The following is a 25760-nucleotide window of genomic DNA, read 5'->3' as shown; positions in this document are numbered from 1 at the left end:
GGTTTGCCATGTTCTCTCTTCTGAGAAGAAAACGATTTGCATTTCTTCGCAAGGTGCTGGAATCTTGTAAAATGACTAAGCAGGCGTCCTGATCACCGAAGGCACAGCCTGGTAGTCGATCGGCGACTTAAATAATTGCGACTTCCCACCATACAGAAAACCCTGCGGCGCTGTGCCGCAGGGTTTTCCTAATGTAAGGTGAGACTCCGACAGTCGGGCAAAGGAAAGCCTGGGAGCCGGAATATCCGTCGGTTTCGCCGACGGCAGCGAAAAGCCGGGAACCCTGCGGTCCCCGGCCCCTCGTTCTATCTCATCTTGCGGTACTACCGTCTACAGGGCTTCATTCGTTCCGCTCACCTTTTCCATAATCTTGCTTCTCAGTTCCTTGGACAGCTCAGCCGCTTCGTCCTTGGTAATCTGGTGGGCGTACACCGCGCGGTCGATCCGGCTCTGGTACAGGTACTCCAGGCGCTCCACCAGCTCGGAACGGCCGGCAAAATCGTCGTTCCGCTCACGGTCCGCTACGGTCAGCAGGGAATCGCCTTGAGCCAGCGCATCGAGCAGGTCCTGCAGTTCGATATCGATATAGATGGATGCGTTAAGCACAATATCATCAAGGTTCAGGTTAAAGCGCTCCTCGAGCTTCAGCGACGGGTTCTCCAGCACAGCCTTGTCTTCGTAACCGGCTTGGTTCAGGGCGTCGGACAGGGTCTTCTCGTTAGCGGAACGGATCTCGGCCGCTTCTTCCGCCGTCAGCTGACCTGCGCCTACAGCCGTGTCAACACGGTTGCCATAGTAAGCTTTCATCGCATTGTACAGCTCGTAACGGTCCTCTACCGCATCCTCGTTGTTCTGATAGTCAGCTACCTGGTTGATGGATTGACCGACTTTCAGCAGATCATTCAGCTCGTATTCTTCGAGATCCAGGTAGATCGCAGCCACCCGTACGATGTCCGTCAGGTCCGCCTGATAGCGCTGCTCGACAGGAATGGACGTATCCACAGCGGAGTCCTTATAGCCGGCTTTCGACAGGGCATCCGCCAGACGCTTCGCCGCCTCGGAGTTCAGTCCGTCCGCTTCTTCCTGCGTGATCTTGCCTGCGTATACCGCATCCGTCACGTTCGTGGTGTACATATTTTTCAGTCCCTGGTACAGCTCGCCGCTGCTCTCCAGCTCCGTACGGGAGAGATCGCTCAGGGTTCTGCCGTTCTCCAGCTCGCGGAGCACATCCGCGTAATCCATCTCGAGGTAGATCGCAGCATACTTCACGATGTTCCCGAGGTCCAGGGAGAAGCGGTCTTTCAGAGGAATCTCCGTGTTCACCGTGAGGGTATCCTTGTAGCCCATGGTGTCGATCGCCTTGGAGATCCGCTCCTGAATCTCAGTGCGGTACTTCGCTGCGTCTTCCGGAGTGATCTCCTTGTTCGCCAGCGCCGCGTTCACGGAACCGTTGAACAGACGCTCCAGGTCTTCGCGAAGCTCTTCGCGGCCTCTGTAGTCGTCATCGCGCATGCCGTTGGCAATGCCGCCGAGGGTATTGCCGTTCATCAGGGCATCGCGGACATCCCCGAATTCTTTATCCATAAAAGCCGAAGCATACCATACGATCTTGCTCAGGTCCGAGTTCAGACGGTAAACGAAAGGTACTTTCACCTCGTCCTCGTCATCGGACTCGCTGCTTGCATACGCCACAGGCGCGTTATGTACGGCGGGCAGGCCTCCCCACAGCAGGGCGGCAGCCAGCGTCGCTGCAATCCATTTTCCATTTTTTGTTTTCATAGGTCTTCTCCATCCTTTTATCTCTCTGAATTTTGGCTTAAGCACCCGTGCACCAGGCTTTCCATACCCTTATTGTAGTTACATTGACACTTCTTTTTTAGTAGCAAGTGTCAGGTTTATAGGGCCTGTCACCCATGACATTTGTCACGGATTCGTATCTCCAGCCTGTTCCATGGGTGTCCTTTCCATGAAGAGAGCATAACGGGACTCGGTGAAAACTTGGAGAAAAGCAGCAAGGCGGATAGAGATCGGCATACGACCTATGTCAAAAAGGCTCCAGCCAGCCATGCTCCCGGCAGTAGGAGATCGCCTCGATGCGGTTCTTCACCCCGAGCTTCTCCAGAATGCCGGAGATGTAATTGCGGACCGTCCCTCCCGAGAGGTGGAGCACTCCTGCGATCTCCTTGGTGGACTTCCCGTCCGCCACAAGCACCAGCACCTCCCGCTCGCGGCCGGTCAGCGGGTTCTCCTCGACGTAGACGTCTTCGACGAGCTCCTTGGTATAGATCCGGCGTCCGTTCATCACGCTGCGGATCGCCGCCGCGAGCTCTTCGCTGGAGTTGTCCTTGGACAGGTAGGCGCTCACGCCCGCCTTGACGGCGCGTTCGAAATATCCCGCCCGGGTGAACGTCGTCAGAATGACCACCTTACAGGGGCCCCCCTTGAGCCGCTCGGCCGCGTCGAGCCCGCTCATCACCGGCATCTCGATGTCCAGAATACAGATGTCGGGCTGCAGCGTCTCGACGAGTGCCACGGCTTCCTCCCCGTTCGCCGCTTTCCCTATAATCTCAAAATCCTCCTGCATCTCCAGCAGCGCAGCCAGTGCGTCCAGCAGCATGCGCTGATCCTCCGCGATTACAATACGTGTCATGGTTCATTCCTCTTTTCTAAGATAAACGGTTTCGGCGCCCTTACGGACGATGCGTGTTGATTAAATGATCAGATGACAGGAACGAGCATAAGCCTGTTACCCTTTCTGATGTTTGAACACATGGGGGTCCTGCTTGATAATATGAGGCACCGTCATCCGCACGGTCGTCCCGCGCCCGGTGTCGATCTCGACCTTCCCGTTCACAAAGTCAAGCCGCTCCTTCATGCCGATCAGACCGTTGCCCTGGCCCCACGGCTGTCGTCCGCCGCCGCCGTTGTCCTCTACAGTCACAACCGTTTCCGCTGAGCGGTGCTCCATCCGGAGCCGGCAGCGGGACGCCCCGCTGTGCTTCACCACATTGGTCACCGCTTCCTTGATGCACATGCTGAGCACGTTCTGAATCAGGGGGGACACCTCGCTTAGGCAAGCTTCGTCCTCGCACTGGAATTCAATCTCCGCCGCGCCCAGAATCCGGCGCACGTGAGCCACCTCTTCACGGACGGTCGTCCCGCGCATCTTGGACACAAGCTCCTGAACCTCTTTCAGCGTCGAGCGCGCCACGGTCTGCACTTCCCTGATTTCCAGCTGCGCCTTGGCCGGCTTGTTCTCGATCAGCTTGTCGGCGAGCTCGCTCTTGAGCCCGATCAGGGACAGCTTCTGGCCAAGCGTATCGTGCAGGTCCCGGGAGATCCGCTGGCGCTCCTCCTGGATGACGAGCTCGGCGATGCGGCGGTTCGCTTCCACGAGGAGCTTCTGCAGCTCGATCCGTTTGTACCGGAAGTACGTGTTGAAGGGGATGAGGATCGCTCCGATCAGCGTCAGAATGACGAAGGGAAACTGGGCCAGGAAGAAGGCATGCTGCGTCAGGGTGCAGTAGTTGACCGCACCGAAGAAGAGGAGCAGATGCAGCGTGTACAACACCGAGAACGCCCGTCTCCTGCGGATCCGGCCGATGAAGTATGAGACGCCGAAGGACAGGTAGACGTATCCGTAAGCTACGCTGACAACCCCCGAGATCAGGATCTGAACGAAGGTCCAGAAGTACGCCGCGCGTCTGCCCGAGAGGGCGGAGCCCAGCGCCGCAGCGAGGAATAGCAGCAGCAGTGCCGCCCCCGCAGCGGCCGGCGGCCTTCCGGGGCCGTGAAAGAGCAGGTAATACGGGATGAGGTACAGCAGCAGCCAGAGGCCGAGCAGCAGGCGTTTGTGGGATTCGGACAATGGATCCGGCATAAGATCAGCTTCCTTTCAGGGATGAATGGTACGTTTGCAGCGGCAAACTTGAACGCAATAAAGAACAGCACCTCCCGTCCCGGCAAGATGCTGTTACCTATGCTGTCTTATGAGAAGAAGCCGCCGGGGTCACCCAAGGCTTCACAGACTGAATATGCGGCGCAGCCGCCCAGGGATGAACGGCTTCGGCGTCCTTCAAGGACGGCTCTCGTTTGTTCATGGTTACGAATGGTCCAAGTTAATGGGAAATCCGATCTTTTTTTTCGACGAAGAACTCCAGGAGGGCTTCCTCCACCAGATGCTGCAGCTCTTCGTCCGGCGTCTCGGAGCGCGAGAGCCAGGCGTGTTGTTTGATTCGTTCCAGCAGGGCCAGCAAGATGTCGTATCCCCTCTCCGCCCGTGCACTAACCGGCAGTAATGTTATGTATGAAGCCGAACGTCAGCAACGGTTGACGGCACCAGGCCAATACAGGCGGACCCTTGCTTGCCTGCCTGCCAAAGGGATGCAGGTTCCCGGCTCAGTGGAGCGGCCAAGAGGAAGCACAAGTTCCGCCGAATGCCGAAGGAGCTCCGGTTTAACAACCGTTAGTTTAGTTCTAAACTAATTATATGCAGCTTTTCCCTGGCCGTCAAATGAAAACTTTGACAGCCGGTCCGGGGCTTATGGCTGTCCCGGCTGGGGATTTCCGCGAAAACCCTTTCAAAATTCATTGACTTGGGCGGCTGCCCTCCCTTACAATCGAACAAACACCAATCGAACGGGCGTTCAAAGCCGATATCCCCTGCATGTTTCATGAGAAAAGGAGGTACTGCCGCCATGACCGCAGCCGAACAGCCTGATGTGAAAGAGAAGATTATGGAGGCCGCCAAGAAGCTGTTTGCCGAACTCGGCTATGAGGGGACCAGCGTGCGTAAAATCTGCGACCAGGCCGGCGTCTCCCTCCCGCTGGTGTCCTACCATTTCGGGGGCAAGGAGAACGTCTATTGGGCGATCCTGGAGCCCTTGAAGTCCGTCCCGTTTCAACCGACGACCGACGACCCGAAAGAGGATCTGCTGCATTTTGTGGAGACGATGATCACGTTCCTGCAGGGCGAGCCGGAGATCGCGCACATCCTGAGGCAGGAGCTGTCGATGAACAGTCCCCGCTCAGAGGCCCTCTTCCCGCTCGTGCAGAACATCACCGACCTGCTGCGGAGCATCCTCGAGCGCGGACAAGCCCAGGGCGTCTTCCGTGTCCACTCGGTCGCCCACACGATGAAGCTCATCATCGGGTCGATGACCGCTTTCCGGAACGTGCGCTGCTTCGAGGCGCTGTACGGTTCGGATTCGGACGCGCCGCTGCAGCCGAAGGAGCTGTTTCAGTTTATTTATGGCGGGATCGGGAGCTCGTAGTTTCATTTTTGCGCTCCGTTATGCTTCGCATAAAGGTCGCTTCCCAAAATGAAATACGTCGCCGGGCAGGTACAGGGCTTGGCTCGTAGTTTCATTTTTGCGCTCCGTTATGCTTCGCATAAAGGTCGCTTCCAAAAATGAAATACATCGCCGGGCAGGTTGGAATAGCGGAAAGGCGCTTTCGAGAAATATGTAGCTGCAAATAAAGGAACTCAGATGCGCTATTGCGGCGGATTGCTGCTTCATTTGTGACATAGCGGAACTCAGATTCGTTATTTGGCCTAAACTGGAAGTAGACTAAACGGTGGACACAACTTAAGGAACGACCTTTATAATAAAGACAAACGAACAAAGGTCGAGGTGTGCCATGAGTCAGCAGCGGGAGAGTTACGACAGTGAGTTTAAGAAAAAAACAGTGGAACATATAGAGAAGGAGGGGAAGAAGCCAATTGAGATTGCCCGGGAACTTGGGATTCCGAAAAGTACCTTAAGCCGCTGGATCAAACAGTACGGGAAAAGTGCAGCTTCGGAACAATCACAAGTCTTTGTGGATTACGAACGACTAAAAAAGTTGGAGCAGCAAAACCGCGAACTGCAAGAGGAGAACGAAATCTTAAAAAAGGCAATGCACTTCTTCACGAAAGACCGGGACTGATTTTTTCGTTTATTTATAAACACCGCTTCCAGTACCGTGTCGAGAAGATGTGCTCCGTTTTACAAGTATCCAGAAGCGGCTATTACAAGTGGGTAAAACACAAGCCTAGTAAACGGGAAAAGCACCGGATGTGGCTGAAAAAACGCATCCGGCATCACTTTTACCGTTTGAAGAAGCGCCCGGGCAGCCCCGTGATTACTGCGATTCTGCGAGAGGAAGACGGTTGTGCTGTCTCCTCAAAAACGGTCAGTCGCCTTATGAAAGAGATGGGTCTTAAGTCGATTACGGTTGGAAAATACAAAGCAACGACCAATTCCAACCACAACATGCCTGTTCATGACAATATCCTAAATCAGCAGTTTAAAGTGGAGGCACCCAACAAGGTCTGGGTAACAGATATTACTTATGTCGCCACTGGCGAAGGCTGGCTATACTTAGCCAGTGTGATGGACTTATATTCACGTAAAATCGTGGGCTGGGCTACAGGCGCGCGGATGACTAGGGAGCTCGTGATCGAAGCCCTGGAGCTTGCTTACAAGCGTCAGAAACCGGCCCCTGGCTTGATCCACCACTCCGACCGCGGATCTCAGTATGCAAGCAGTGATTACCAAGAACGGCTGGCAGACTACTTCATGACCGGCAGCATGAGTCGAAAAGGGAACTGCTATGACAATGCGTGTATCGAGTCTTTTCACAGTACATTGAAAAAAGAGCTTGTGTACCAAACCAAGTTTAAAACTCGTAAACAAGCAACCGATGAACTCTATAATTACATCGAGTTTTACTACAACCGAACACGGCGCCACTCCACTTTGGGTTATAAAACGCCTCATCGCTTTGAACAGATGTACCATGAACAAAGAGCAGCTTAGCGTTAAAGGGTTCCTTCATTTTTGTGTCTACTTTATTGACAGAAGTCCAAACTTATACAATGGCGTCCAAATTGGCAGCAATAAGATACCTGAGTTCCGTTATCCATCGTAAGGGCGTAGAAAACCGACGAATAAAGAACCTGAGTTCCGCTATTTGTCTGACCTTCTTCGACACCTATCGATTCACCGCTTCAACGGTCCCCGCGCGCGGTTGCACACTGCAAACCCTGCGGTACAGGCAGCTGGAATGCGGGCTCGTAGTTTCGTTTTTGCGCTCCGTTATGCTTCGCATAAAGGTCGCTTTCAAAAACGAAATACGTCGCCGGGCAGCGGACCTCCCCTTAACCATAAACACAAAAGAACCTCCGTGCCGCAGGAATGCGGGTGGAGGTTCTTTTGCTTATTTAGGTCGGATATCATGGCACGAGTTCCGTTGGATGCGAGCGGAGCATCCCCGCGTCAAGGGGCGTAAAGTGTGACATATGAGGCATACTGCCTGGACGCAGCATGGAGGATCGATCCCTGCATGGGAATCGGTCACTACAGACCGACCGCGCCAGGACAGCAGCGTTCACAACCCGGCAGGCGGCCAGGCTTGCTGCTAACCCGCCAGTTCCTGCAGAACGGCCAGGACCTGCTCTTTCTTGACGCGCGACATGCCGTTTTCGCTCAGCTGCCGGAGGCTGTTGTTCTTCGCGAAGTTCAGCATCGGGCTGTCCATCAGGTGAGGGATGTGCTTGCGCAGCGCCCGCTCGGCCGCTTCGTCCTCGAGCAGGTCCTGGATGGTGGTCTCGAGGGTGTAGGTCACCCGGAACAGGTCCGCTGCACGGTAGCGGAACCGGTACGTGCCCGAGCCCACGACGAGCCGCGCGCCCTGTTCGGTCCCGACCGCCGACTCGACGCCTTCCGAGGCCGCGGTATCCGCTCCGCCTTCCTTCAGAGCCGCCAGAGAGGCGCCCTTCAGCACCACCTCCGCCGTGGTATTCGCGGGTATCTCGACGTGTACCTCGATCTCCTCCCCGTCCATACGCCAGCCGGTTTCCACCCGGCCGTACAGCGACCGGTGCGCCGCCCTGGCATGCGTGAGCTTCCGGCCGCCGAACAGCGGCTCGATGCGCACCCGCTTGTACGCCGGCACGGCGTCGTCCATGTCGAGGCCCGCGACCCGGCGGTACATCCACTCCCCGATCGCCCCGTAGGCGTAGTGGTTGAAGGAGTTCATGTCGTCGCTCCAGAACGAGCCGTCCGGCTTGATGCTGTCCCAGTGCTCCCAGATGGTCGTCGCACCCTTGGAGACGGAGTACAGCCAGCCCGGGTAGCTTTCCTGCAGGAGCAGCTTCACCGCGGTATCATGATAGCCGCTGTTCGAGAGGGCAAAGCACAGGTACGGCGTCCCCACGAATCCCGTCGACAGGTGGTAGCCGTTCTCCGCGATGAGATCGTTCAGATCCTTCGCCACCCGCGGCTTGACGCGGTCGTCGACGAGATCGAACATCAGCGCGAGCACATGCGCCGTCTGCGTCGGGGAAGCGATCCGGCCTGTGGCCGTGACGAATTCCTCGCGGAACGCGCGGACGATGCCCTGATGCAGCTCGCCATACCGGCGGGCATCATCTTCGTACCCGAGGACCGTAGCGGAATCGCGGAGCAGCCGCGTCGAATGCGCGTAGTAAGCCGTGGCCACCAGCTCCTTCGGGGTCGCGCCGATGTAGCTGTTCTCCTTGGCATCGAGCGCGAGCCAGTCGCCGAAGTGGAAGCCCGTGTTCCACAGGTATTCGTTCTCGCCCTGGGCCCGGATATACTCGACCCAGGCCTGCATGCTGTCGTACTGCTCGGCCAGCAGACGGCGGTCGTCATAATACCGGTACACGGTCCACGGGCAGATCACCGCGGCATCGCCCCAGGCTGCGGAGCTCGCCCCCCCGACCACGTCGGGGATCACGAACGGCACACCGCCGTCCGGCAGCTGCTCCGCCTTCAGGTCACGAAGCCACTTCGTGAAGAAGGGTCCTCCCTGGTAGTTGAACAACGCGGTACCGATGAATACCTGCGCATCGCCGGTCCAGCCGAGACGCTCGTCGCGCTGCGGGCAGTCGGTCGGCACGTCGAGGAAGTTGCCCCGCTGGCCCCACTGGATGTTCCGCTGGAGCTGGTTCACGAGCTCGTTCGAGCAGTCGAACTCGCCCGCCGGCTCCATGTCCGAGTGCATCACCTCACCGGTGAACGCCTCCAGCGGCAGCCCGTTCTCCTGGCCCGGGAAGCCTTCCACCTTGACGTAGCGGAAGCCCATGAACGAAAAGTGCGGCGCATAGCTCTCAGCTTCCCCGCCCCGGCATATGTACTCCACCGTCTGCTTCGCCGGGCGCAGATTGCCGAAGTAGATGTTGCCGTCCTTGTCGAGCACCTCGGCATGGCGCAGCACAATCCGCGTGCCGGCCGGCGCCGTGACTTCGAAGCGCATGCGGCCGACCATGTTCTGGCCCAGATCGAGCACATGGTCGCCGGCCGGCGTGACGAAGGCGGACACGGGACGCAGGCGCTCCGTCACCCGCACAGGCGAATTCTCCTGCGCGACGAGGGTGTCGAGCCGCAGGTCCAGCACCTCCACCGGCTTCCAGCCGCCGTCCATGGCGGAAGGCTCCGCCGTGCTCCACCCCGCGGGCTCCAGCCGGGCGTCATAGGTCTCGCCGTGATAGATCGTCGAGTACCGGATCCCGCCGGTCGCCGCAGTCCAAGTCCCGTCGGTCCCGATGACCTCCTCCCGGCCGTCCGTGTACCTCACGTGCAGCTGCAGGAGCGCCGCCCGGCGGTCGCCGTACTTGAAGTTTTTGCCCTCGAAGCCCATGCCGCTCTTGTACCAGCCGTCGCCGAGCCGGATGCCCGCCACGTTTCTTCCCGTCTGCAGCAGCCCGGTGACGTCATACGTCTGGTACTGCAGCCGGTTCGGATAGCTGGTCCAGCCCGGCACGAGCAGTTCATCCGAGACCCGCTCGCCGTTGACGTAGAGCTCATACACTCCGGCCGCCGTCGCATAGATCCGGGCGGAAGCGATTGCACCGCCGTGCAGCTCGAAGCCCCGGCGCAGCAGGAAAGCCGCCTCTTCCTGCGGATCGATGGCGCCCGCCTCCGGGGTAATCCACTGCGCTGACCACTCGCTATGATCCAGCAGGCCCATCTCCCACCACGCGGTTTCGCTCCACTCCGATTCGCGGCCGTGGTTGTCCCATACCTTCACCCGGTAATAGTAACGGGTGCGGCTCGAGAGCCCGGGGCCGTCGTACGGCACCTGAATGGACTGATCCGACTCTGTGCGGCCCGAGTCCCAGAGGGGATCTTCGTAGCAGTCTTCCCCGGCGGCCACCACGATCCGGTAGGCGCGCTGGAGCGTCCCCCGGCGGTCCGAGCGCAGCTGCCAGCTGAGCCTCGGCTGTGCGGCGGAGAGGCCGAGCGGATTCGTACGATACTCGCATGTGACACGTTCAACGGTTAAGGCTCCCATAGTTTGCACACTCCATTGTTTTGGATTAGGTTCATTGTTCCGCTGTCTTCTATCCTTTGACGGAACCGGCGGTCATTCCTGCCACGATTTTCTTGTTGAAGAAGATAAAGAGCAGCAGCGGCGGAAGCGTAATCAGCAGAATGTTCGTGAAGAGCAGGTTCCACTGTGTGACGTACTGGCTGGAGAAGTTATAGAGCGTGAGCTGCACGGTCGCATTCTTGGAGCCCGGGAAGAAGTACAGCGGGTTCGTGAAGTCGTTGAAAATACCGACCGACGAAGTCACGATAATCGTTGCCGTCACCGGCTGCAGGAGCGGCAGGATAATCCGGAAGAACAGCGTCACTCCGCTGCACCCGTCCACGATGGCCGCTTCGTCGATCTCCCGCGGAATGGCGGACATGAAGCCCTTGTAAAGCAGCACGCAGAACGGGAATCCGAGCGCCACCTCGACCAGCACGAGGCCCGTCATCGTCTTGAACAGGCCGACACTTTCGAGCACCCAGATCGTCGGCACGATCGCCGGGGGAATGATGAGCCCCGACAGGACCAGGAAGTTGATCCACGGCGTCGCCTTGTCGGTCCGTCTCTGCATGACATAGCCGGCCATCGCGCAGATGAACACGAGCACGAGGATGGACAGCACCGTAAGCACCGTCGAGTTGTAAAAGGCCCGCAGCAGCATGTAATCCCTCGCCGCGACCACCTGCTTGATATTGTCCCAGAGATGAATCGAGGAAGGCCAGGCCAGATTCAGCAGGGACGACTCCTTCGTATTTTTCATGGCGTTGACGATGATAAAATAGAACGGAATCCAGAACAGGATGACCGTCATGCCGACGGCCGCGATCTCCGCGCCCCAGCTTCTTGCTCCCTTGTTCATAGTTCGGCCTCCTTCCGGTTCAGGTACATATAGAGCGGGAAGGCAAGCAGCGTGACGACGAGGAACAAGATCACGTTGCCGGCCGTAGCCAGTCCGTAGAAGCCTCCCTGGTACTGCTTGTAGATGATGGATGCGATGAGGTCCGTCGAAAAGCCCGGCCCCCCCTTGGTCATCGCCCATACGAGGTCGAACGACCGCAGGCCCCCGATGAACGAGAGAATGATGACGGAGTTGGTGGCCGGCCGGCTCAGCGGCACGATGATGTTCCAGAACTTGTGCAGCGCACCGCCGCCGTCGATCTGCAGCGCTTCATAATACTCCTCGGGAATCGAGAGAATCCCGGCAATATAGATGACGGTGGCGAAGCCCACCCCCTTCCACACATCCACGAGCGCCACGGAGATCAGCGCCAGATCCGGATTGCCCAGCCAGTCGGGTCCGGCGATGCCAAGCTTCGCCAGCGTCGTGTTGATAAGCCCCTGCGTCGGGTGCATCATCATGCTGAAGGCCAGACCGACCGCGATCGTACTGACCAGCGTAGGGAAGAATATGACAGACCGCAGGTAACCCTTGGTTCTTATTTTTGATGTCAGGAAGACGCCGAGCAGCAGGCCCAGCACCACTTTGAGCACGCAGGTGATGACGGCGTAGAGCAGGGTGTTCTTGAATCCGATCCGCAGCGAAGGCTCTTCGAAGAAGGTGATGAAGTTCTCGAGTCCGATGAATTTCCATTCGATCAGCGACCATCGGGTGAGGCTGAAGAAGAACGACATGAGGGTCGGCACCAGGAAAATCGCAATGTAGATCAGGGCGGCAGGCAGCAGAAAATAATAGGAATACGTGCGTTTCAATATCGTGGTCATGCTCTCTCACTCCAGTCTTTCAGGAAGCGGGCCGGCCCGTGCAGCGGGTGCATCCAGGCCGGCGCTTCCGGTCATAATCGGCAGCGGTTACCAGCCCTGAAGGCCCAGCTGCTTCGCCTGCTTCTCCACATCCTTGTCGTAGAGCTGTGCGCCCTCCTTGGCCGGCTTGAAGCCCGCTCCCACCTCGGTTGTAATCTGCGCCAGGCTCGGCCCCTTGATCGGGGAGACGAACTCCAGCGCCGGCGCCGTTTTGTTCGTGTCAAAGTAAGGCATCATATCCTTGACCACCTGCGGCACGTTGTCCGGCAGCTTCGCCTCCTTGACGAGCAGCGGGCCTGACGGCTTCGACATCTTCGTCAGCGCTTCGATGCCCTCGATGGAGGAGGTGAACTCGACGAATTTTTTGGCTTCCTCAATATGCTCGCTCTTCTTGTAAATATAAGCGCCGTTCGATACCCATACCGTCAGGCCGTTCACGTCCGGGCTGTCGCCCGGCTGGGCGAAGAAGCCGATATCGCCGATCTGGTCCGGGTAGTTCTGCTCGATCGCCGGAATCGCAAAGGTCAGCATCGGATAGTGGGCGCCCTTGCCTTCGGCGATCATCTTCAGGCCGGCATCGTAGGTCGTTGCCAGGAAGTCCTTGTTGAAGTAGCCCTTCTTCCCGATCTCCTCCAGCTTCTCGAAGCTGCGGAGCGCCGCCGGCGTATCCGCGAACTTCGCCTTGTTGGCCGTATAGTCGTCGGCGAACTTCGGCGTCTGCGCCTGAACATTGTAGTAGTCGGCCAGGACGACGATCTGGGTGGTCCAGTCATCCTTGAAGGAGCCGATCACGGGCGTGATCCCCGCAGCCTTGATTTTCTCATTGTTCGCCATGAGCTCCGCCCACGTCTTCGGTACGCTCAGCCCCAGCTGCGAGTAGACCTTCTTGTTATACAGCCAGCCCCCGCCCATCGTCGAGCCGAGCGGGCCTGCATACAGCTTGTCTTTGAACATCACCGTCGGTTTGAAAGAATCCACGACGTTCTTCATGAACGGCTCATTCGTCAGGTCGACGAGGTTCTGCTCGGGGTTAAGCGCTTGCATCAGTGACCCGGCATTGTACCAGAACACGTCGGTCATGTCGCCGGTAGCCAGCCTCGTCTTCACGAGGTTGTCGCCCTCGCCCCCGCCCGGACGCGTCTCATGCTCGACCTGGATGTTCGGATATTTGGCTTCGAAGGCCTCGATCACGCCTTTGGCCTGGTTCACCGCATCCTGCGTATTGTCGGTCAGCAGAGAAATCGTGACCGTCTTGCCCTCTCCCTGCGGTGTGCTTCCTCCAGCCGTTTCTTCCTTCTCCGCCGCGCCGCCGCAGCCTGCCAGCACCCCTGCGAACAACGCCGTCACCGACAGTACCGATATCATTTTCGCTTTCTTCTGTCTCATGGGCTGATCCCCCTTCAGTTCCTGAGTGTATAACCATCTTTCGCTGCACCGGAGATGGTTCCCCTGTGTTTATTATTGTAGTCCGCTTTGCGTTTATCCGGCAGTGGGTCATAATTTGGGTGGGCGTCCGATTTTTTTGGGAGCGTTATCATTTTCGCATCTGAAGAAAAAGCACCTCATACCAAAGCATCTGCCCAGAGTACCGGTTAAAGCACCTTGTCAAAGTACCTGTCAAAGTCAAAGCATCTGATCAAAGCGCCCCTGGGCTCAAGTGGGGGATGAGGGTCCATACGAGTGCATGCAGCCAAAAAAGAAGCTTCCTACGCAGGAGGCGCAGGAAGCCCGGAGAGCTCCTTATACTGACCCGGCGTGACACCGGTATATTTCTTGAAAACCTCGGAGAAATGGCGGTACGTGTGGTAGCCGACCTTCTCACTGACCTCCTGGACCTTCAGCCCCTGCAGCAGCAGCGACTTCGCCAGCTCCATCCGGTAACGGGTCAGGTACTTGATGTACGACTCGCCCATCTCCTCTTTGAACAGCACGCTGAAGTACGTCGGATTCATGCCGACATGCTCCGCCACCTCCTGCAGCGTCAGATCCCGCGTCCCGTGGCCTTCGATGTACTGCCTCGCCCGGGTGACGGCCGCATGCTTGGTATCCTCGCGAGCCGAGCTGCTCCAGTCGGCGATCTTCTCGATCTGCCGGCGGAACCAGGCGGCCACTTCCCCATTGGCGGCCATCTCCCGGAATTCGATGTGCGGCATGAAGCTCTCCCACGGCCCGCCCGCGGCGTCGCCCGCGTTCTTCTTCGACTCCTCCGCCGCCAGGTAGATGAGCCTCAGCATCTCGTGCTCGGCCGCTTCAATCCCGAGCTTCCCGTACTGGATCGACGCGATGAACCGCTCCGCCTGCTCCATGAGCCCCTCCCGGTTCCCGGACCGCAGGCTGAGGATGACGGCCTCCTCCCGCTCGGAGAGCCCTTCGGGCGCGGTGATCCGTTCGCCGAGATCCTCGAAGCGGACCAGGTTCTTCTCCCCGAGGAAGCGGGCCGACTGCAGCGCACGCGCCGCTTGCCTGTAGCTCTCCGCCGCTTCCGCTGGGCGCGGATACGTCCGCCCGCAGCCGACCGCTGTGCCCGCCTGCTCCGACTCGCCGAGCAGCTCGTCCCACAGCTCCTGGCCGGGCGGCAGGAAATGAAAGAGCACATGCAGCCGCTCCTGCCCGATCTTCACCGGCACCGCCCGGTAGGCGGGATGGTCCGGCGGGGCGAAGGCTTCCGAAGCCGCCGCGAGCACCGTGACGGCTTCCACCTCCGCGGCATGCGGCCCGAAGGTCTCCCGCCACTTCCCTTCGGCATCCGCTCCGGTCATGAGGAGCTCCAGCACCGCCTTCTCCAGCAGCTCACGGGAGCTGACCTCCACCTTCCGCTTCATCGCATCCATTTCCTGCTGCTCGCTGACCCGTCCCAGCACCTTGCCAATGGCTTTTTCGATGCTCTCGATGGTGATCGGCTTCTCCAGGTAATCCACGACGCCCAGGTTGATCGCCCGCTTCACGTAGTCGAACTCGTTGAACCCGCTGAACACGATGCAGTACGTCTCCGGCGCTTCCCGCATCACTTCCTCGATGAGCTGGAGCCCGTCCATTCCGGGCATCCGGATGTCCGTGAAGATGAGGTCCGGCCGCTCCTCCCGGAAAAGCGCCAGCGCAGACAGCCCGTCGCCAGCAGTGCCGACCAGCTCAATCCCGAGGCCCGTCCAGTCGATCATCGCCCGAAGTCCCTGAAGTACGATGTATTCATCATCAAATACGGCTGCTTTCAGCATGAACGTGTTCCCCCTCTGTCTATCCTTGTCTTCCGGATCGGTTCCCTGCCGCCGGAGCGGGTCAGGCCGTCTTCGGCCTGAAGCGCAGCTCGATGCGGGTTCCCCGGCCCTCTTCGCTGTAGACGGTGAGCGAGCTCGTCGGTCCGTAGGAGAGCTGCAGGCGTTCCCGCACATTACGAAGGCCGTAGCCCCGTTCGGTGACCCCGACATCCGCCATGCCTACCCCGTCATCCTCCACGGTGAACAGCAGATACTCCCCGTCCTTCACCCCCGTCAGCCGGATCGCCCCTTCGCCCACCTTGGGCTCCAGGCCGTGGTAGATCGCATTTTCCACCAGCGGCTGCAGAAGCAGCTTCATGATCTCCATGCCCATGATGGCGGGCTCCACCTCGATCTCACAGCGGAACCGGTTGTTGTACCGGATGTTCTGGATCGTCATATAGTGTTCGATGTGCTTCAGCTCTTTGAACACCGGAATCGTCTCCTGCCCCTTGTTCAGGCTGAGCTTGAAGCTCTCGGACAGCGACACGGCCATCTGCGCGATGTCGTGGTTCTTCTGGAGCACGGCCATCCAGTAGATCGAATCGAGCGTATTGTACAGAAAATGCGGCTTGATCTGCGCCTGCAGCGCCCGCAACTCCGCCTCGCGCTCCTTGAGCTCCGACTGCACGACCCGCTCCGCCAGCTCCTTGTTCTCGGAGGCGACCCGCTTGAACGTCTCCCCGATCGCCCCCACCTCGTCGTTGTCGAAGGTGGTGACGAAGTGCCGCGTGCCGGTCGTCCAGTCCAGCATCATCTTCTTGATCTGCAGCAGCGGCCGGACGATGCTGCCCGAGAGAATGACCGAGACGATGAGCGCGATCAGCGCCATCAGCGAGGCAAGGACGGCCGTGTACAGGCCGATCTTGTTCGACTTGCGGAGCAGCTCCTCCATGGGCATCAGGTGCACGAATGTCCAGCCCGTTGTCTGGTTCTCGTAGCGGGAGACGAGATAGCCCTGCTCCTTGAGACGGTTCAGCGCCTCGCTCGCATTCCCCTCCTTCGGGAGCTCCGTTCCCGGCAGCGCGTCATTGTAGACCGTATGCAGCCCGTCCTGCGCCTCGGCCAGCGCCATGAATCCGCCCGCGTCGTCCGCCCCGTTGAAGATGCTGCTGAAAATGAGGTTCGACACGTTGACGATCAGGTAGCCGATCGGCTCCCCGTCGGGGCTCTCCGCATCCCGGAAGAGCTTCACCGTCGAGAAGGTATTTTTGGCTTCGCCGAACAGGTCGTACCCGAGAAACACCACCCGGCCCTGCGCGCGGTTGGCACTTTGGTACCACGGGGACGTTTCGATAAGCGGCTGCTTGCCTTCTTTTTCGTATTGGCCTGCGTCATCGGAGCGGCCGGAACAAATGATCTTATAGTCGAGGTTCATCAGGCAGATGGAGGTCACGAACCGGGTATCGAACAGGTTGTTGCTGATCACCTTCTGCAGCCGATTGGCGGACCATTCACTTGTGTCCGTTTGCTCATAATTGGACTGGGTCCTGCTGCGGATCAGCTCCTCCCGGATTTCGTCGTTCACCACGATCGCGCGGTTCAGGTTGACGAGATTGCGCAGCAGCAGGTCGGCGACCTCGCTGGAGGTCTCGAGGTGCTTCACATTCGTCTGCGTATTCGTCTCCGTCAAGGCGTCCCGTGCCGTATCGAATGACACGTAGCCCAGAATAAACAGCGGCGGCAGAGCCACCCCGATCATGGCGGCGAGGAACCGCCTGCGGAGCTTTTGAAACCGGATTTTGTCTATCAGCATGCGCAGCCAAGATTTCATGATGCGGACACTCCTGTCTTGATGGAACCGTTTTCGTGCAGGTGTTTGCGGTCTTGGTATGGGGGAGATCAGGGTGATATCGAGTAAACGTACTCAGGGTCCGGGCTCGGTTGGCGAATCGCTGGGCGTGACGAGACCCGTGTAACATGGAACTCTGCTGCGTTATGCTCAGCAAGGGAGGACCCCTTCTGCAAATAGCGGAACTGAGACGCGCTATGCCCCGTCTGGAGAGTCCCGTTTTGCAAATAGCGGAACTCAGATTCGCTATGCCCTGCCTGGAAAGTCCCGTTTTGCAAATAGCGGAACTCAGATGCTCTATTGGTGCCGGCCAGAGGGGTTTAATGTGATTTCTGAAGGAATAAGGCATCTGAGTTCCGCTATCCGTCGGGAAATACCGGGAAATACTCAGATAAGATACCTGAGTTCCGTTATTTGAAGCCTGCCTCCGGTTTCTCACCCGGCTCCAAGTCCATGCAGCAGCCTCAGGGTCCATAGCCCGCTGCTTCAGCGGCTTGCAGGACTCGTTCGGTTCCGCGAGCAGTACCATTGCCTGCAATTTGGCACCTGACCATTGACCTGTTGTTCTTCGCAGACTGACCTTCCTCCAGAAAAGGCAGCGCTTCCCCTCAACGCCTCAACTTACCCCGCCGGACGTGACGGCAGTCCGGTCTCAAGTCAGCTTCAAGTATAGGGGAAACCGCGTCCGAATTCTATTGCAAAATAAGGCAGCGCCCCCTGCTGCTTATGGCCTCTGTCACACGGCAGTACTCCGATGTCCGCACCCGAACCGGTGCCAGCGTTTGTTTGTGCGGGTGAGAGTATTCTGGTCGTGCTGCGTTATATGGCAGTCTGAGCATAAGAAAAACCCCTGATCGGGGTCGTTTCGAAGAAGCATATCCGCGGTTTATATGAAGTGTTTCTTACGATTTATCTCAAGAGAAGGTAACCTGCTTTGCCGCCCTAATAAAAAGGGGGACCTAAAGTCAGGTCCCTTCCCCATGATTTCAGTCCGCGATGGCTTATCCCCCCTCCGACTCCACACTCTTTAGATGGAGATCAGATCCTTCACATCGAAGTTCACGGTTACTTCATAATCCGATTCGCAGTTCTTGTATTTGATTTTGGCGGAGGTCCGCTCCAGATCGTAATACCAGCCTTCTTCCGCCGCCTCCCACTTCGAAGGATCAAGAAACATCGGAAGCTTTCGGCCCTGCAGCATCACCCCAACCGGAGCAATGTGTTTGCACACCAGTTCCATGACGACCCGCTTCACGGTACTCGGGTAAGCTCCTTCTTTCGTGAAAGAGATGACCGTATTTCGCTGCGTTTCAACTGAGATCGTTGTTGTCAGATAGTCACCGTTCTGATACCGGTTTGTTACCCCATCATCTTCATACAGCACGAAGCTTGCATTCTCGGACGGCTCGATGAGCAGGTGCAGCTCTTCCACCCGGTCCTGATGAATGTTCTGCAGATGCGGCGCGAGAGGAATAATCGCTCCGCTTCGGATGAACATGGGAATGGAATGGATAGCAACCGGCTTCCGGATCGTCTGTCCTCCGGCATAGCGCTCTCTTGTATGCCAGTCGATCCATTCGCATCCTTCAGGCAGGTACACCGTTCTCGTCTCGGCCCCCTTCTCCAGAACATTGGCCACCAGGAGCGACCGCCCCAGCATGAAATCGAAGCTTTCCTCCCACGTGGCGGGGTCCTGCTGGAATTCGTATACCATCGGGCGCATCACAGGCGAACCTTCGACCGACGCTTCGTGCAGCAGGGAATAGAAATAAGGAACCAGCCGGTACCGAAGCCGGATCGCCTCCCGGACATAAGGCGTGCAGGAAGGATACATCCAGGGCTCCGTAACGGTATTGTCGGTATTGCAGGAGTGAATGGAGAATCTCGGCTGGAAAATCCCGTTCTGTACCCAGCGCACGAACAGCTCCGGTTCCGGAGCGGGACCGAAGAAGCCGCCGATGTCGCAGCCTTGGTTCGCCACACCGGACAGTCCCATGCCCAGAATGACGGGAACATTGAACTTCAAGCTGTGCCAGCTCGTGCTGTTGTCCCCCGCCCAGGTTTGGGCATAACGCTGAATTCCGGCGAATCCGGCACGGCTCACGAGATACGGTCTTGTACCCGGCGCAGCCTCGGCGATGGCTTCCTTGGCCGTATGGGCCATCAGATTGGGCAGAAGCGGCCGTAAGGCGCTGATGTGCTTTTTCTCGCCTTCATAGTCGCATAACGCATCCGGATTGTTGATTTCATACTCGTTGTTGTCGTTCCAAATGGCAGTAACGCCCAAGTCGATAAACGATGCGATGAGATGCTCTTTCCATAATTGTCTGCCCTTGGGATTGGTAAAGTCCACGAAAGAAGCTTGCCCTCCCCAATACCGGTCCGTCTGGGACTGCTCCCCGCTCTCATCCCGGATGTAAGCACCCGCCTCGTCGAATGACCGGTACAACGGGTGGGTCAGCAGCATGCCCGGTTTGATATTGGGAGCCAATGCGGCCCCCTTGCTTCGCATTTGTTCGATAAAGCGCTGCGGGTCAGGGAAACGATCATGATTCCAGTTAAAGACATACCGTTTCCCGTCCTCCCCCGTGGTGTAGCCTGAAGACATGAAGAATCCGTCGCAGGGGATGCCTTCCGCCCTGCAGCGATCCATAAAGCTCAAAATCGCTTTGTCCGAATCCCGGTCCAGTTCGGTGTAGTACATGGTCGAGCCCATATAGCCCAGCGAATACTGTGTCGGCAGTATCGTTTTACCCGTCAGATCCGTGTAGTACCGGACCACATCTTTGATTTGCGGACCGTACATGAAGAAGAGATCCAGTTCCCCGCCGTCCGCGCAAAAATAGCTGTATTTGTTCCAGTATCCGCTTCGTTCGCACCCCATGTCGAAGGCGGACTCATGGCTGTTATGATAGAATAAGCCTGTCGCGGCCTGCGTCGGTCCATGAAACTTGATATAGAACGGGATGTGCTTGTACAGCGGATCCGTATGCTCGGAATCGTAGCCGATCGTATCCACGTTATGCATCCGCAGTCTTCTCTTCTTTTTGTTCAGATGCCCGCTTTTCTCACCGAAGCCGTAGTAGTAATCTTCATCCTTCATGGTGGAATAGTGATACAATCGGCCCTGCTTATCCTTCACGTATGAACGTTCTTTCAAGTCCTCATGAAGCACTCGGCCATCCGCATCCGTGATATCTATAGCAAAAGGCTCTTTATGAATGAGAACGCGGAGTGCATTCGTACGCAGCAGCAGATGGGTCCCCCGATCTTCGTAGAGAGCCGGGAGAGCCTCCACTCTCCTGCGGTCCTCCATCATCGCATCCATCTTGTCCTCCCATGCGGTCATGGTCAGCGTATACGATGCTTCTTCCGCAAACTGTTCGTCGAATGTACAGCGAATCCGAATCACATGATCATTCATGAGATAGATGCGGTACTTGGATACATCGGTCACGAGATCCACATAACGATCCCCTGGTATGGTCTGCACTAACTTGCGGCTTACCCTCATGATTTTTCCTCCGTGTTCCTGCCCGTTATTTATATGTTCTCGCAGCATGCTTTTTTTACATCTCATCGTCCCCGGTGATTTCGATCTGCACTTACTTCATCCCCGAGGTGACCATCCCGCTGACAAATTGACGCTGGAACAGGATGAACACGACAAGCACCGGGATCATCGTGATGACGGACATCGCCAGCAGGCTGCCCCAGTCGACGTTATATTCCCCAATGAAGTTGGACAAGGCCAACTGAATCGTGTACAGAGACGGATCGCTGATGCCGATCAGCGGCCACAGGAAGTCATCCCACCGCCACATGAATGAGAAAATCGCGAGCACCGCCAGAATCGGCTTGCAGATCGGCAGAATGATCCGCGAATAAATGCGCCACTCGGACGCACCGTCCATCCGGGCCGCCTCAAGCAGCTCTTCCGGCACGGTAAGCAAATACTGCCTCAGCAGAAATACGCCTGTCGGAGTGGCCGCCGGCGGAATGATCAGAGCCAGCAGCGTGTTGAACAATCCGAGGACGCTGAGCACTTTAAAGATAGGGATCATGATAACTTCCAGGGGAACCATCAAGGTGGACACGAAGCCGACGAGCAGCACCGTAGCCCCTGTAAATTGATATTTCGCCAGCGCGAACCCCGCCATGGAGTTGATCAGCAGCAGCAGGATCGTTGAGCTGACCGTGACAATCGCACTGTTGATGAAGTAGCGGCCGAAGTTGCCCTTCTCAAACGCCGCCGTAAAGTGCTCGAAGGTGAAGGGCTCCGGCCAGAATCTCGGGGGAAAGCTGTACAAATCATTGTTCGTCTTGAAGGACGAGAGCACAATCCAAAGCACGGGAAACAACCATAAGGCTGCCATGGCAAATAAAAGAAGATAAAGTGCCGTTCTGGCGGATGCTTTCAATTCCACGTTAATCGGAGCCTCCCTTGGACAGCTTGAACTGCAGTGCGGTGAACATCGAAATCAGAACGAACAAGATGACGGACATGGCGCTGGCCATACCCAGCTCCTGCTTGGCAAATCCGGTTTCGTAGATATACTGCACGATATAGGTCGTATCCTGGCCGGGTCCGCCCCCCGTGAGCGCAAACAAAAGCGGATACGCTTTGAAGGCTTCAATCAGCGTCAGCATCACGACGAGCACGGTCGTAGGCTTGAGCAGCGGAAGAGTAATCGTCAAGAATACGCGGGGCTTGGATGCCCCGTCCAATCGGGCCGCCTCATAATAATCGTTCGGTATCGCCTGGAGACCGGCCATGAAAATCACCATGTAAAACCCAAGACGCGACCAAATCGTTGCGATGATGACCGAGACATTGGCATAGAAGGAATCCGATAAGAAATGAAGAGGTTCCATGCCAAGCAGGGTCATCAAGTAATTGAATACCCCAAAATCGCCGAAAATCCATTTCCATGTCAGACCGACAATGATATAGGAAATCATCGTGGGCCAATAAAATATGGAGCGAAATAACCCTTTACACCGGATGGGCTGGATGAGCATCATCGCTACGGCGAGAGACAGGCAGCAAATCGCCGGCACGACAATCAGCGCATACAGAGCGGTTCTTGCCAGTGCGCTCCAAAATTCGTCGTTCGCAAAGATCTCTGTGTAATTGCCGAAACCTACAAACTCCATCGGGTTCAAGCCGTCATATTCATGGAAAGAATAAATGAAGCCGATGACCATGGGAATGACGATAAAGGTGGTAAAAATCAGCAAGTTAGGCAGGACAAACAAATACGGTATCCATGTCTTCGTTTGTCCCGGCTTCCGGACCCTTCTTGCTTTTAACGCCGAGGCTGGTACAGCCATCCGTCCTGCTCCTCTCTAAAGCTCCTGTCTCCCGGAGAAACGGCTGCCGCAGGCCGAGCCCGGCAGCAGCCCATCCTTCCACGAAGGGAGCCTGCATGTTTTATTTCTTGTCTTCACTAATCGCTTTATCAATCAAGCCTGCAACCTCATCCAGGCCTTCCTGTGCCGGTGTTTTCCCCCCGACAATCTCTGAAAGCGCCTTCTTCAGATCGTTGCTGAATTTAGGTACAATCGTCTGCTTGGACCAATCCTCCGCTGCGGCCGGAGCAGTGCTGTTCAGCTCGTTCGAGAACACTTCCATCATCTCTTTGCCAAAAGCATAGTCCAGCTTCGCGTTGTCTTTGCGCGGGCTGAGGAACAAGGCCTCCCGGGTATATTTCGCATTGACTTCTTTCGTGGTGATATAGTTGATGAAGTCGGCGGCTTCCTTCTCCACGCCGGATTTTTTGAACGCCATGGCGAATTTGCCGCCCGGTACGGACGAACGCTGTTTCGCCTTCGGCATGTACGTAACGCCCCATTCGAAGTTCGATATATCTTTATAGTTGCTGATCATCCAGTTCCCTGCCAAATGGGCGGCAACCGTACCGCTGCGGAACAAGTTGTTCGGGTTCTCCCCGCCGAGCCACACGGATGTCGGGGCAATCCCGTCGGTATGCAGCTTTTTGAAGAACTCCGCCGCTTGTACCCCTGCTTCGTTGTTGATGGCCGCTTTGGTTCCATCCGCACTCATGAGGCTTCCCCCGAATTGATACAGCAGCGTAGACCATCGCTGCGGGGTATAGTCCCATACCAGACCGTATTTGGCCCCGCCTTTGTCCATCACCTGCTTCAGGGCAGCGGAGAATTCATCCCACGTCCAGACCGCATCAGGGGAAGTCGGCACCTTCACTCCGGCTTTGTCAAACAAGGTTTTATTGTAAATCAATCCGTTCGCGGTCACGTCCATCGGAGCGGCTACCGCTTTGTTGTTCACTACATAAAACGGTTTCAAAGAATCGACGAATTGTCCTGTGTAGGCGTCCAACCCGCCGTTCGTCTCACCCAGGTCCACCGCCTGATTGGCAAACGCGCCAAGCTCCGACGTACTGATTCTCGCCAAGGCCGGAGGCTTGCCGCCCGAGATCATCGTTTTCAATTTCGTGGACAGGTCTTTATAAGGAACTTCGATCATATTGATGTCTACATTGGTGTTCTTGGCCTCGTATTCCTCAATGATGCCTTTCATGAGTGCGCCTTCATTTCCATCCGAGAACCAGACAAAGTCCAGCGCTGCCTTTTTGCCGCCGGCCGCCGACCCTCCTCCCGATTCCTTCTGGGCGCATGCAGCGGTCATCAGGGTCGTCAGAACCATCGCCATACCAATAGAGATCGTTTTCATTTTTGTGTTCATCCCTTGTACTCCTTCTCTCTGCTTATAATAAAATGGATAAATATGGGTTATTTTAGGTGAATATATGAAGTAAATATATTAGGTAAAGCATTACGTCCCAAGGCCTTTTTTGCGAAAATGCTGCGGCGACATGCCAGCGTACTTCTTGAACGAACGGCTGAAATGAACCGCTGTGTTGAACCCCAGCTTCTCTGAGATCAACCCGACGGGCTCATCCGTCGTACGAAGCATTTTCTTCGCTTCCTCAATCCTTTTGCTGATGATGTAGTTGTTGACCGTGCAGCCGGTAACCTCTTTGAAACAATGGCAAATATAATATTTGTTGAGGTGCAGGGCACCGGACAAGGTCTGAAGCGAGAAGTTTTCCGTAAAATGCTGATTGACATATTGCAGAATACGGCGGACATTCTCCTGCGTGTGCGTTGGCTGTACCACAGGCGCAATTTCATGCAATCGTTTGGCCTTTCGATAAACGGCGATCAACAATTGAGTTAAGAGCGTTTTCAAAATCAGTTCGTATCCGAACGACTCCCGCTCGTTCTCCCGGTGAAGGGACTGAAAGTAAGTCTCGATCTCTTTCCGCTCTTCCAAGGACCAGCGAATTAACATTCCATTCGGGGCTTCGAACAGAGACATGAGCTTCTGCAAGATCTCTGCCGGCATCTGCCCTTGCAAAAAAGATTCTGTAAAATTGACATAGCTGCGGATATAGGGAACATCCTTGGTCGGGTTGACCCTATGTATCGTGCTTCCGCGAAAGAGAAGCATATCTCCCGGCGACAGATCAAAAATATTATCACCGATAATATAGTTCGCATCCCCGCGTATGAAGTAATAAACCTCAAGCCCTTCATGGGTATGAACAGGCCAGTTGTACTGCCAATCGTCTGCGTTCGCCCTTACGTATATGCCTAATTTTTGTAGAGCCAGATTGGTGGGCGTATGAATGACCAAGAGGGGCCTCCTTTCAACAGCAAGCATTCACAGCAGGCAGTGATGTTTTTCACTCAAAATATATCATGCTCAAATTGGTTCGACTTAACCGATATTGCTTTTCATTTGATATGAATTGTTGAAAATGAAAATGAGGGCCGGGGAAACCGCTCAGGCATTCCCCCACTCTTCTTCGATCCTGGATTTGAGCTGCCGGTTTCGATACTTCAGGAAGGAAAGCATGTATCTTCTCAGAATCACTCTCTCTACGATCCAGCCGAGCGCGCCGAAGGGGGCTGAGAATACCAGCGTGTCCCTCATCAAAGTGGTATGCGGGCCAAGCTGCGCGAATGTATGCTCATGCCTCATGCTTTTGAAGGCGCCGCTAAGCATCTCATCGACAAATCTTCTTGGTCTGTCATATTCCACGATTCGGGACGTCAGCCTCTGGGTGACAAGAAAGTGCCTCGCCTGAAAGGTGACCGTTTCCCCTGCCCCGATCATCCCGGCGGTTCTTCCTTCTACGGCCCGTTCTCTCGTATGCTTCCATACGGTCTGGGTATGAAGCTCGATGCATCGTGCCCTATCGAAGCATAGTTCGATCGGCGCCTCAATCTCTACCTCGGTTGAACAAGTAATCATCATGCCGCCTCCTTCTTCGGATCGGGTTGATCTGAAATATTCCGCCTGGCACCCGAGTCATCTTGACTTGCCTTACATGAGAGTGTACATCAACCCTATCCCCCTCTGCGAGAGTGTGTTTAACTCGGAAGTCTTGTTAGGATTCTTGGCTGCGATCATTCCGATGCTCCTCTCTTTACAAAGTTTTTCTAAAGTTGCAGGGATTCACAAATTCGCCACGAAAATAGAATGCAGAAGAAAGCGGTATCATAAAATTACCGTTGGCATGGTGCTTCCCGTTCCTTGTCCCTGTTTCCCCCGCCCGTAATGTGCTGCCCGTCCCTCTCCCTCC

17 protein-coding genes and 1 pseudogene are annotated in these 25760 nt (G+C 56.5%); 2 read left to right on the top strand and 16 right to left on the bottom strand.

Going from position 1 to position 25760, the window contains the following annotated elements; translation table 11 throughout:
* Positions 1-330: 330 nt before the first annotated feature.
* The 4 genes from PM3016_RS12765 to PM3016_RS38595 all read right to left on the bottom strand — a co-directional run bounded on the left by PM3016_RS12765 (position 331) and on the right by PM3016_RS38595 (position 4256).
* Positions 331-1779 carry a hypothetical protein gene (locus tag PM3016_RS12765; protein WP_014369754.1) on the bottom strand — a complete coding sequence of 483 codons (1449 nt, stop codon included), beginning with the start codon at positions 1777-1779 and terminating at the stop codon, positions 331-333.
* A gap of 265 nt (positions 1780-2044) precedes the next feature.
* Positions 2045-2650, bottom strand: a complete 606-nt coding sequence (locus tag PM3016_RS12760; RefSeq protein WP_014650532.1) for a response regulator transcription factor — start codon at positions 2648-2650, stop codon at positions 2045-2047.
* A gap of 96 nt (positions 2651-2746) precedes the next feature.
* Positions 2747-3880: a sensor histidine kinase gene (locus tag PM3016_RS12755; RefSeq protein WP_014369753.1), complete on the bottom strand. Its 1134-nt coding sequence runs from the start codon at positions 3878-3880 to the stop codon at positions 2747-2749.
* Positions 3881-4118: 238 nt separating this feature from the next.
* A complete protein-coding gene (locus PM3016_RS38595) occupies positions 4119-4256 on the bottom strand; it encodes a hypothetical protein (RefSeq protein WP_187298012.1) in 138 nt (45 codons plus the stop codon).
* A gap of 441 nt (positions 4257-4697) precedes the next feature.
* Here PM3016_RS38595 and PM3016_RS12750 point away from each other — a divergent pair, with 441 nt between their 5' ends.
* Together PM3016_RS12750 and PM3016_RS39115 are read left to right on the top strand one after the other, a co-directional pair.
* A complete protein-coding gene (locus PM3016_RS12750) occupies positions 4698-5273 on the top strand; it encodes a TetR/AcrR family transcriptional regulator (RefSeq protein ID WP_013915998.1) in 576 nt (191 codons plus the stop codon).
* Positions 5274-5640: 367 nt separating this feature from the next.
* Positions 5641-6800: pseudogene (locus tag PM3016_RS39115) on the top strand (IS3 family transposase).
* A 601-nt stretch (positions 6801-7401) separates the two neighbouring features.
* Here the strand turns inward: PM3016_RS39115 and PM3016_RS12735 are convergent.
* From PM3016_RS12735 to PM3016_RS12680, 12 genes are all read right to left on the bottom strand, one after another.
* Entirely contained in the window at positions 7402-10299 is a 2898-nt protein-coding gene (locus PM3016_RS12735; RefSeq protein WP_014369750.1) for an alpha-L-rhamnosidase, read from the bottom strand.
* Between the two features lie 49 nt (positions 10300-10348).
* On the bottom strand, positions 10349-11179 hold the full coding sequence (locus PM3016_RS12730; protein WP_014369749.1) for a carbohydrate ABC transporter permease: 831 nt from the start codon (positions 11177-11179) through the stop codon (positions 10349-10351).
* Entirely contained in the window at positions 11176-12042 is an 867-nt protein-coding gene (locus tag PM3016_RS12725; protein ID WP_014369748.1) for a carbohydrate ABC transporter permease, read from the bottom strand. Before PM3016_RS12725 ends, PM3016_RS12730 begins: the two co-directional genes overlap by 4 nt.
* A gap of 87 nt (positions 12043-12129) precedes the next feature.
* A complete protein-coding gene (locus PM3016_RS12720; protein ID WP_014369747.1) occupies positions 12130-13467 on the bottom strand; it encodes an ABC transporter substrate-binding protein in 1338 nt (445 codons plus the stop codon).
* A 320-nt stretch (positions 13468-13787) separates the two neighbouring features.
* Positions 13788-15296 carry a response regulator gene (locus PM3016_RS12715; protein WP_014369746.1) on the bottom strand — a complete coding sequence of 503 codons (1509 nt, stop codon included), beginning with the start codon at positions 15294-15296 and terminating at the stop codon, positions 13788-13790.
* 61 nt (positions 15297-15357) lie between these two features.
* Positions 15358-17109: a cache domain-containing sensor histidine kinase gene (locus PM3016_RS12710; RefSeq protein ID WP_014369745.1), complete on the bottom strand. Its 1752-nt coding sequence runs from the start codon at positions 17107-17109 to the stop codon at positions 15358-15360.
* A 1045-nt stretch (positions 17110-18154) separates the two neighbouring features.
* Positions 18155-20641, bottom strand: coding sequence for a glycoside hydrolase family 31 protein (locus PM3016_RS12705; protein ID WP_014369744.1), 2487 nt, complete (start codon positions 20639-20641; stop codon positions 18155-18157).
* Between the two features lie 91 nt (positions 20642-20732).
* Positions 20733-21554, bottom strand: coding sequence for a carbohydrate ABC transporter permease (locus PM3016_RS12700; protein WP_013915990.1), 822 nt, complete (start codon positions 21552-21554; stop codon positions 20733-20735).
* A 1-nt stretch (position 21555) separates the two neighbouring features.
* Complete coding sequence (locus PM3016_RS12695) at positions 21556-22461, bottom strand: carbohydrate ABC transporter permease (RefSeq protein ID WP_013915989.1); 906 nt, start codon at positions 22459-22461, stop codon at positions 21556-21558.
* A 100-nt stretch (positions 22462-22561) separates the two neighbouring features.
* Positions 22562-23854, bottom strand: coding sequence for an ABC transporter substrate-binding protein (locus tag PM3016_RS12690; protein ID WP_014369743.1), 1293 nt, complete (start codon positions 23852-23854; stop codon positions 22562-22564).
* A 90-nt stretch (positions 23855-23944) separates the two neighbouring features.
* Entirely contained in the window at positions 23945-24808 is an 864-nt protein-coding gene (locus tag PM3016_RS12685) for a helix-turn-helix domain-containing protein (protein WP_014369742.1), read from the bottom strand.
* A 150-nt stretch (positions 24809-24958) separates the two neighbouring features.
* A complete protein-coding gene (locus tag PM3016_RS12680; RefSeq protein WP_014369741.1) occupies positions 24959-25429 on the bottom strand; it encodes an SRPBCC family protein in 471 nt (156 codons plus the stop codon).
* Between the last annotated feature and the right edge of the window lie 331 nt (positions 25430-25760).

This window comes from Paenibacillus mucilaginosus 3016 (assembly GCF_000250655.1).
Classification (GTDB): domain Bacteria; phylum Bacillota; class Bacilli; order Paenibacillales; family NBRC-103111; genus Paenibacillus_G; species Paenibacillus_G mucilaginosus.
This window is presented reverse-complemented; position numbering and strand designations above follow the sequence as displayed.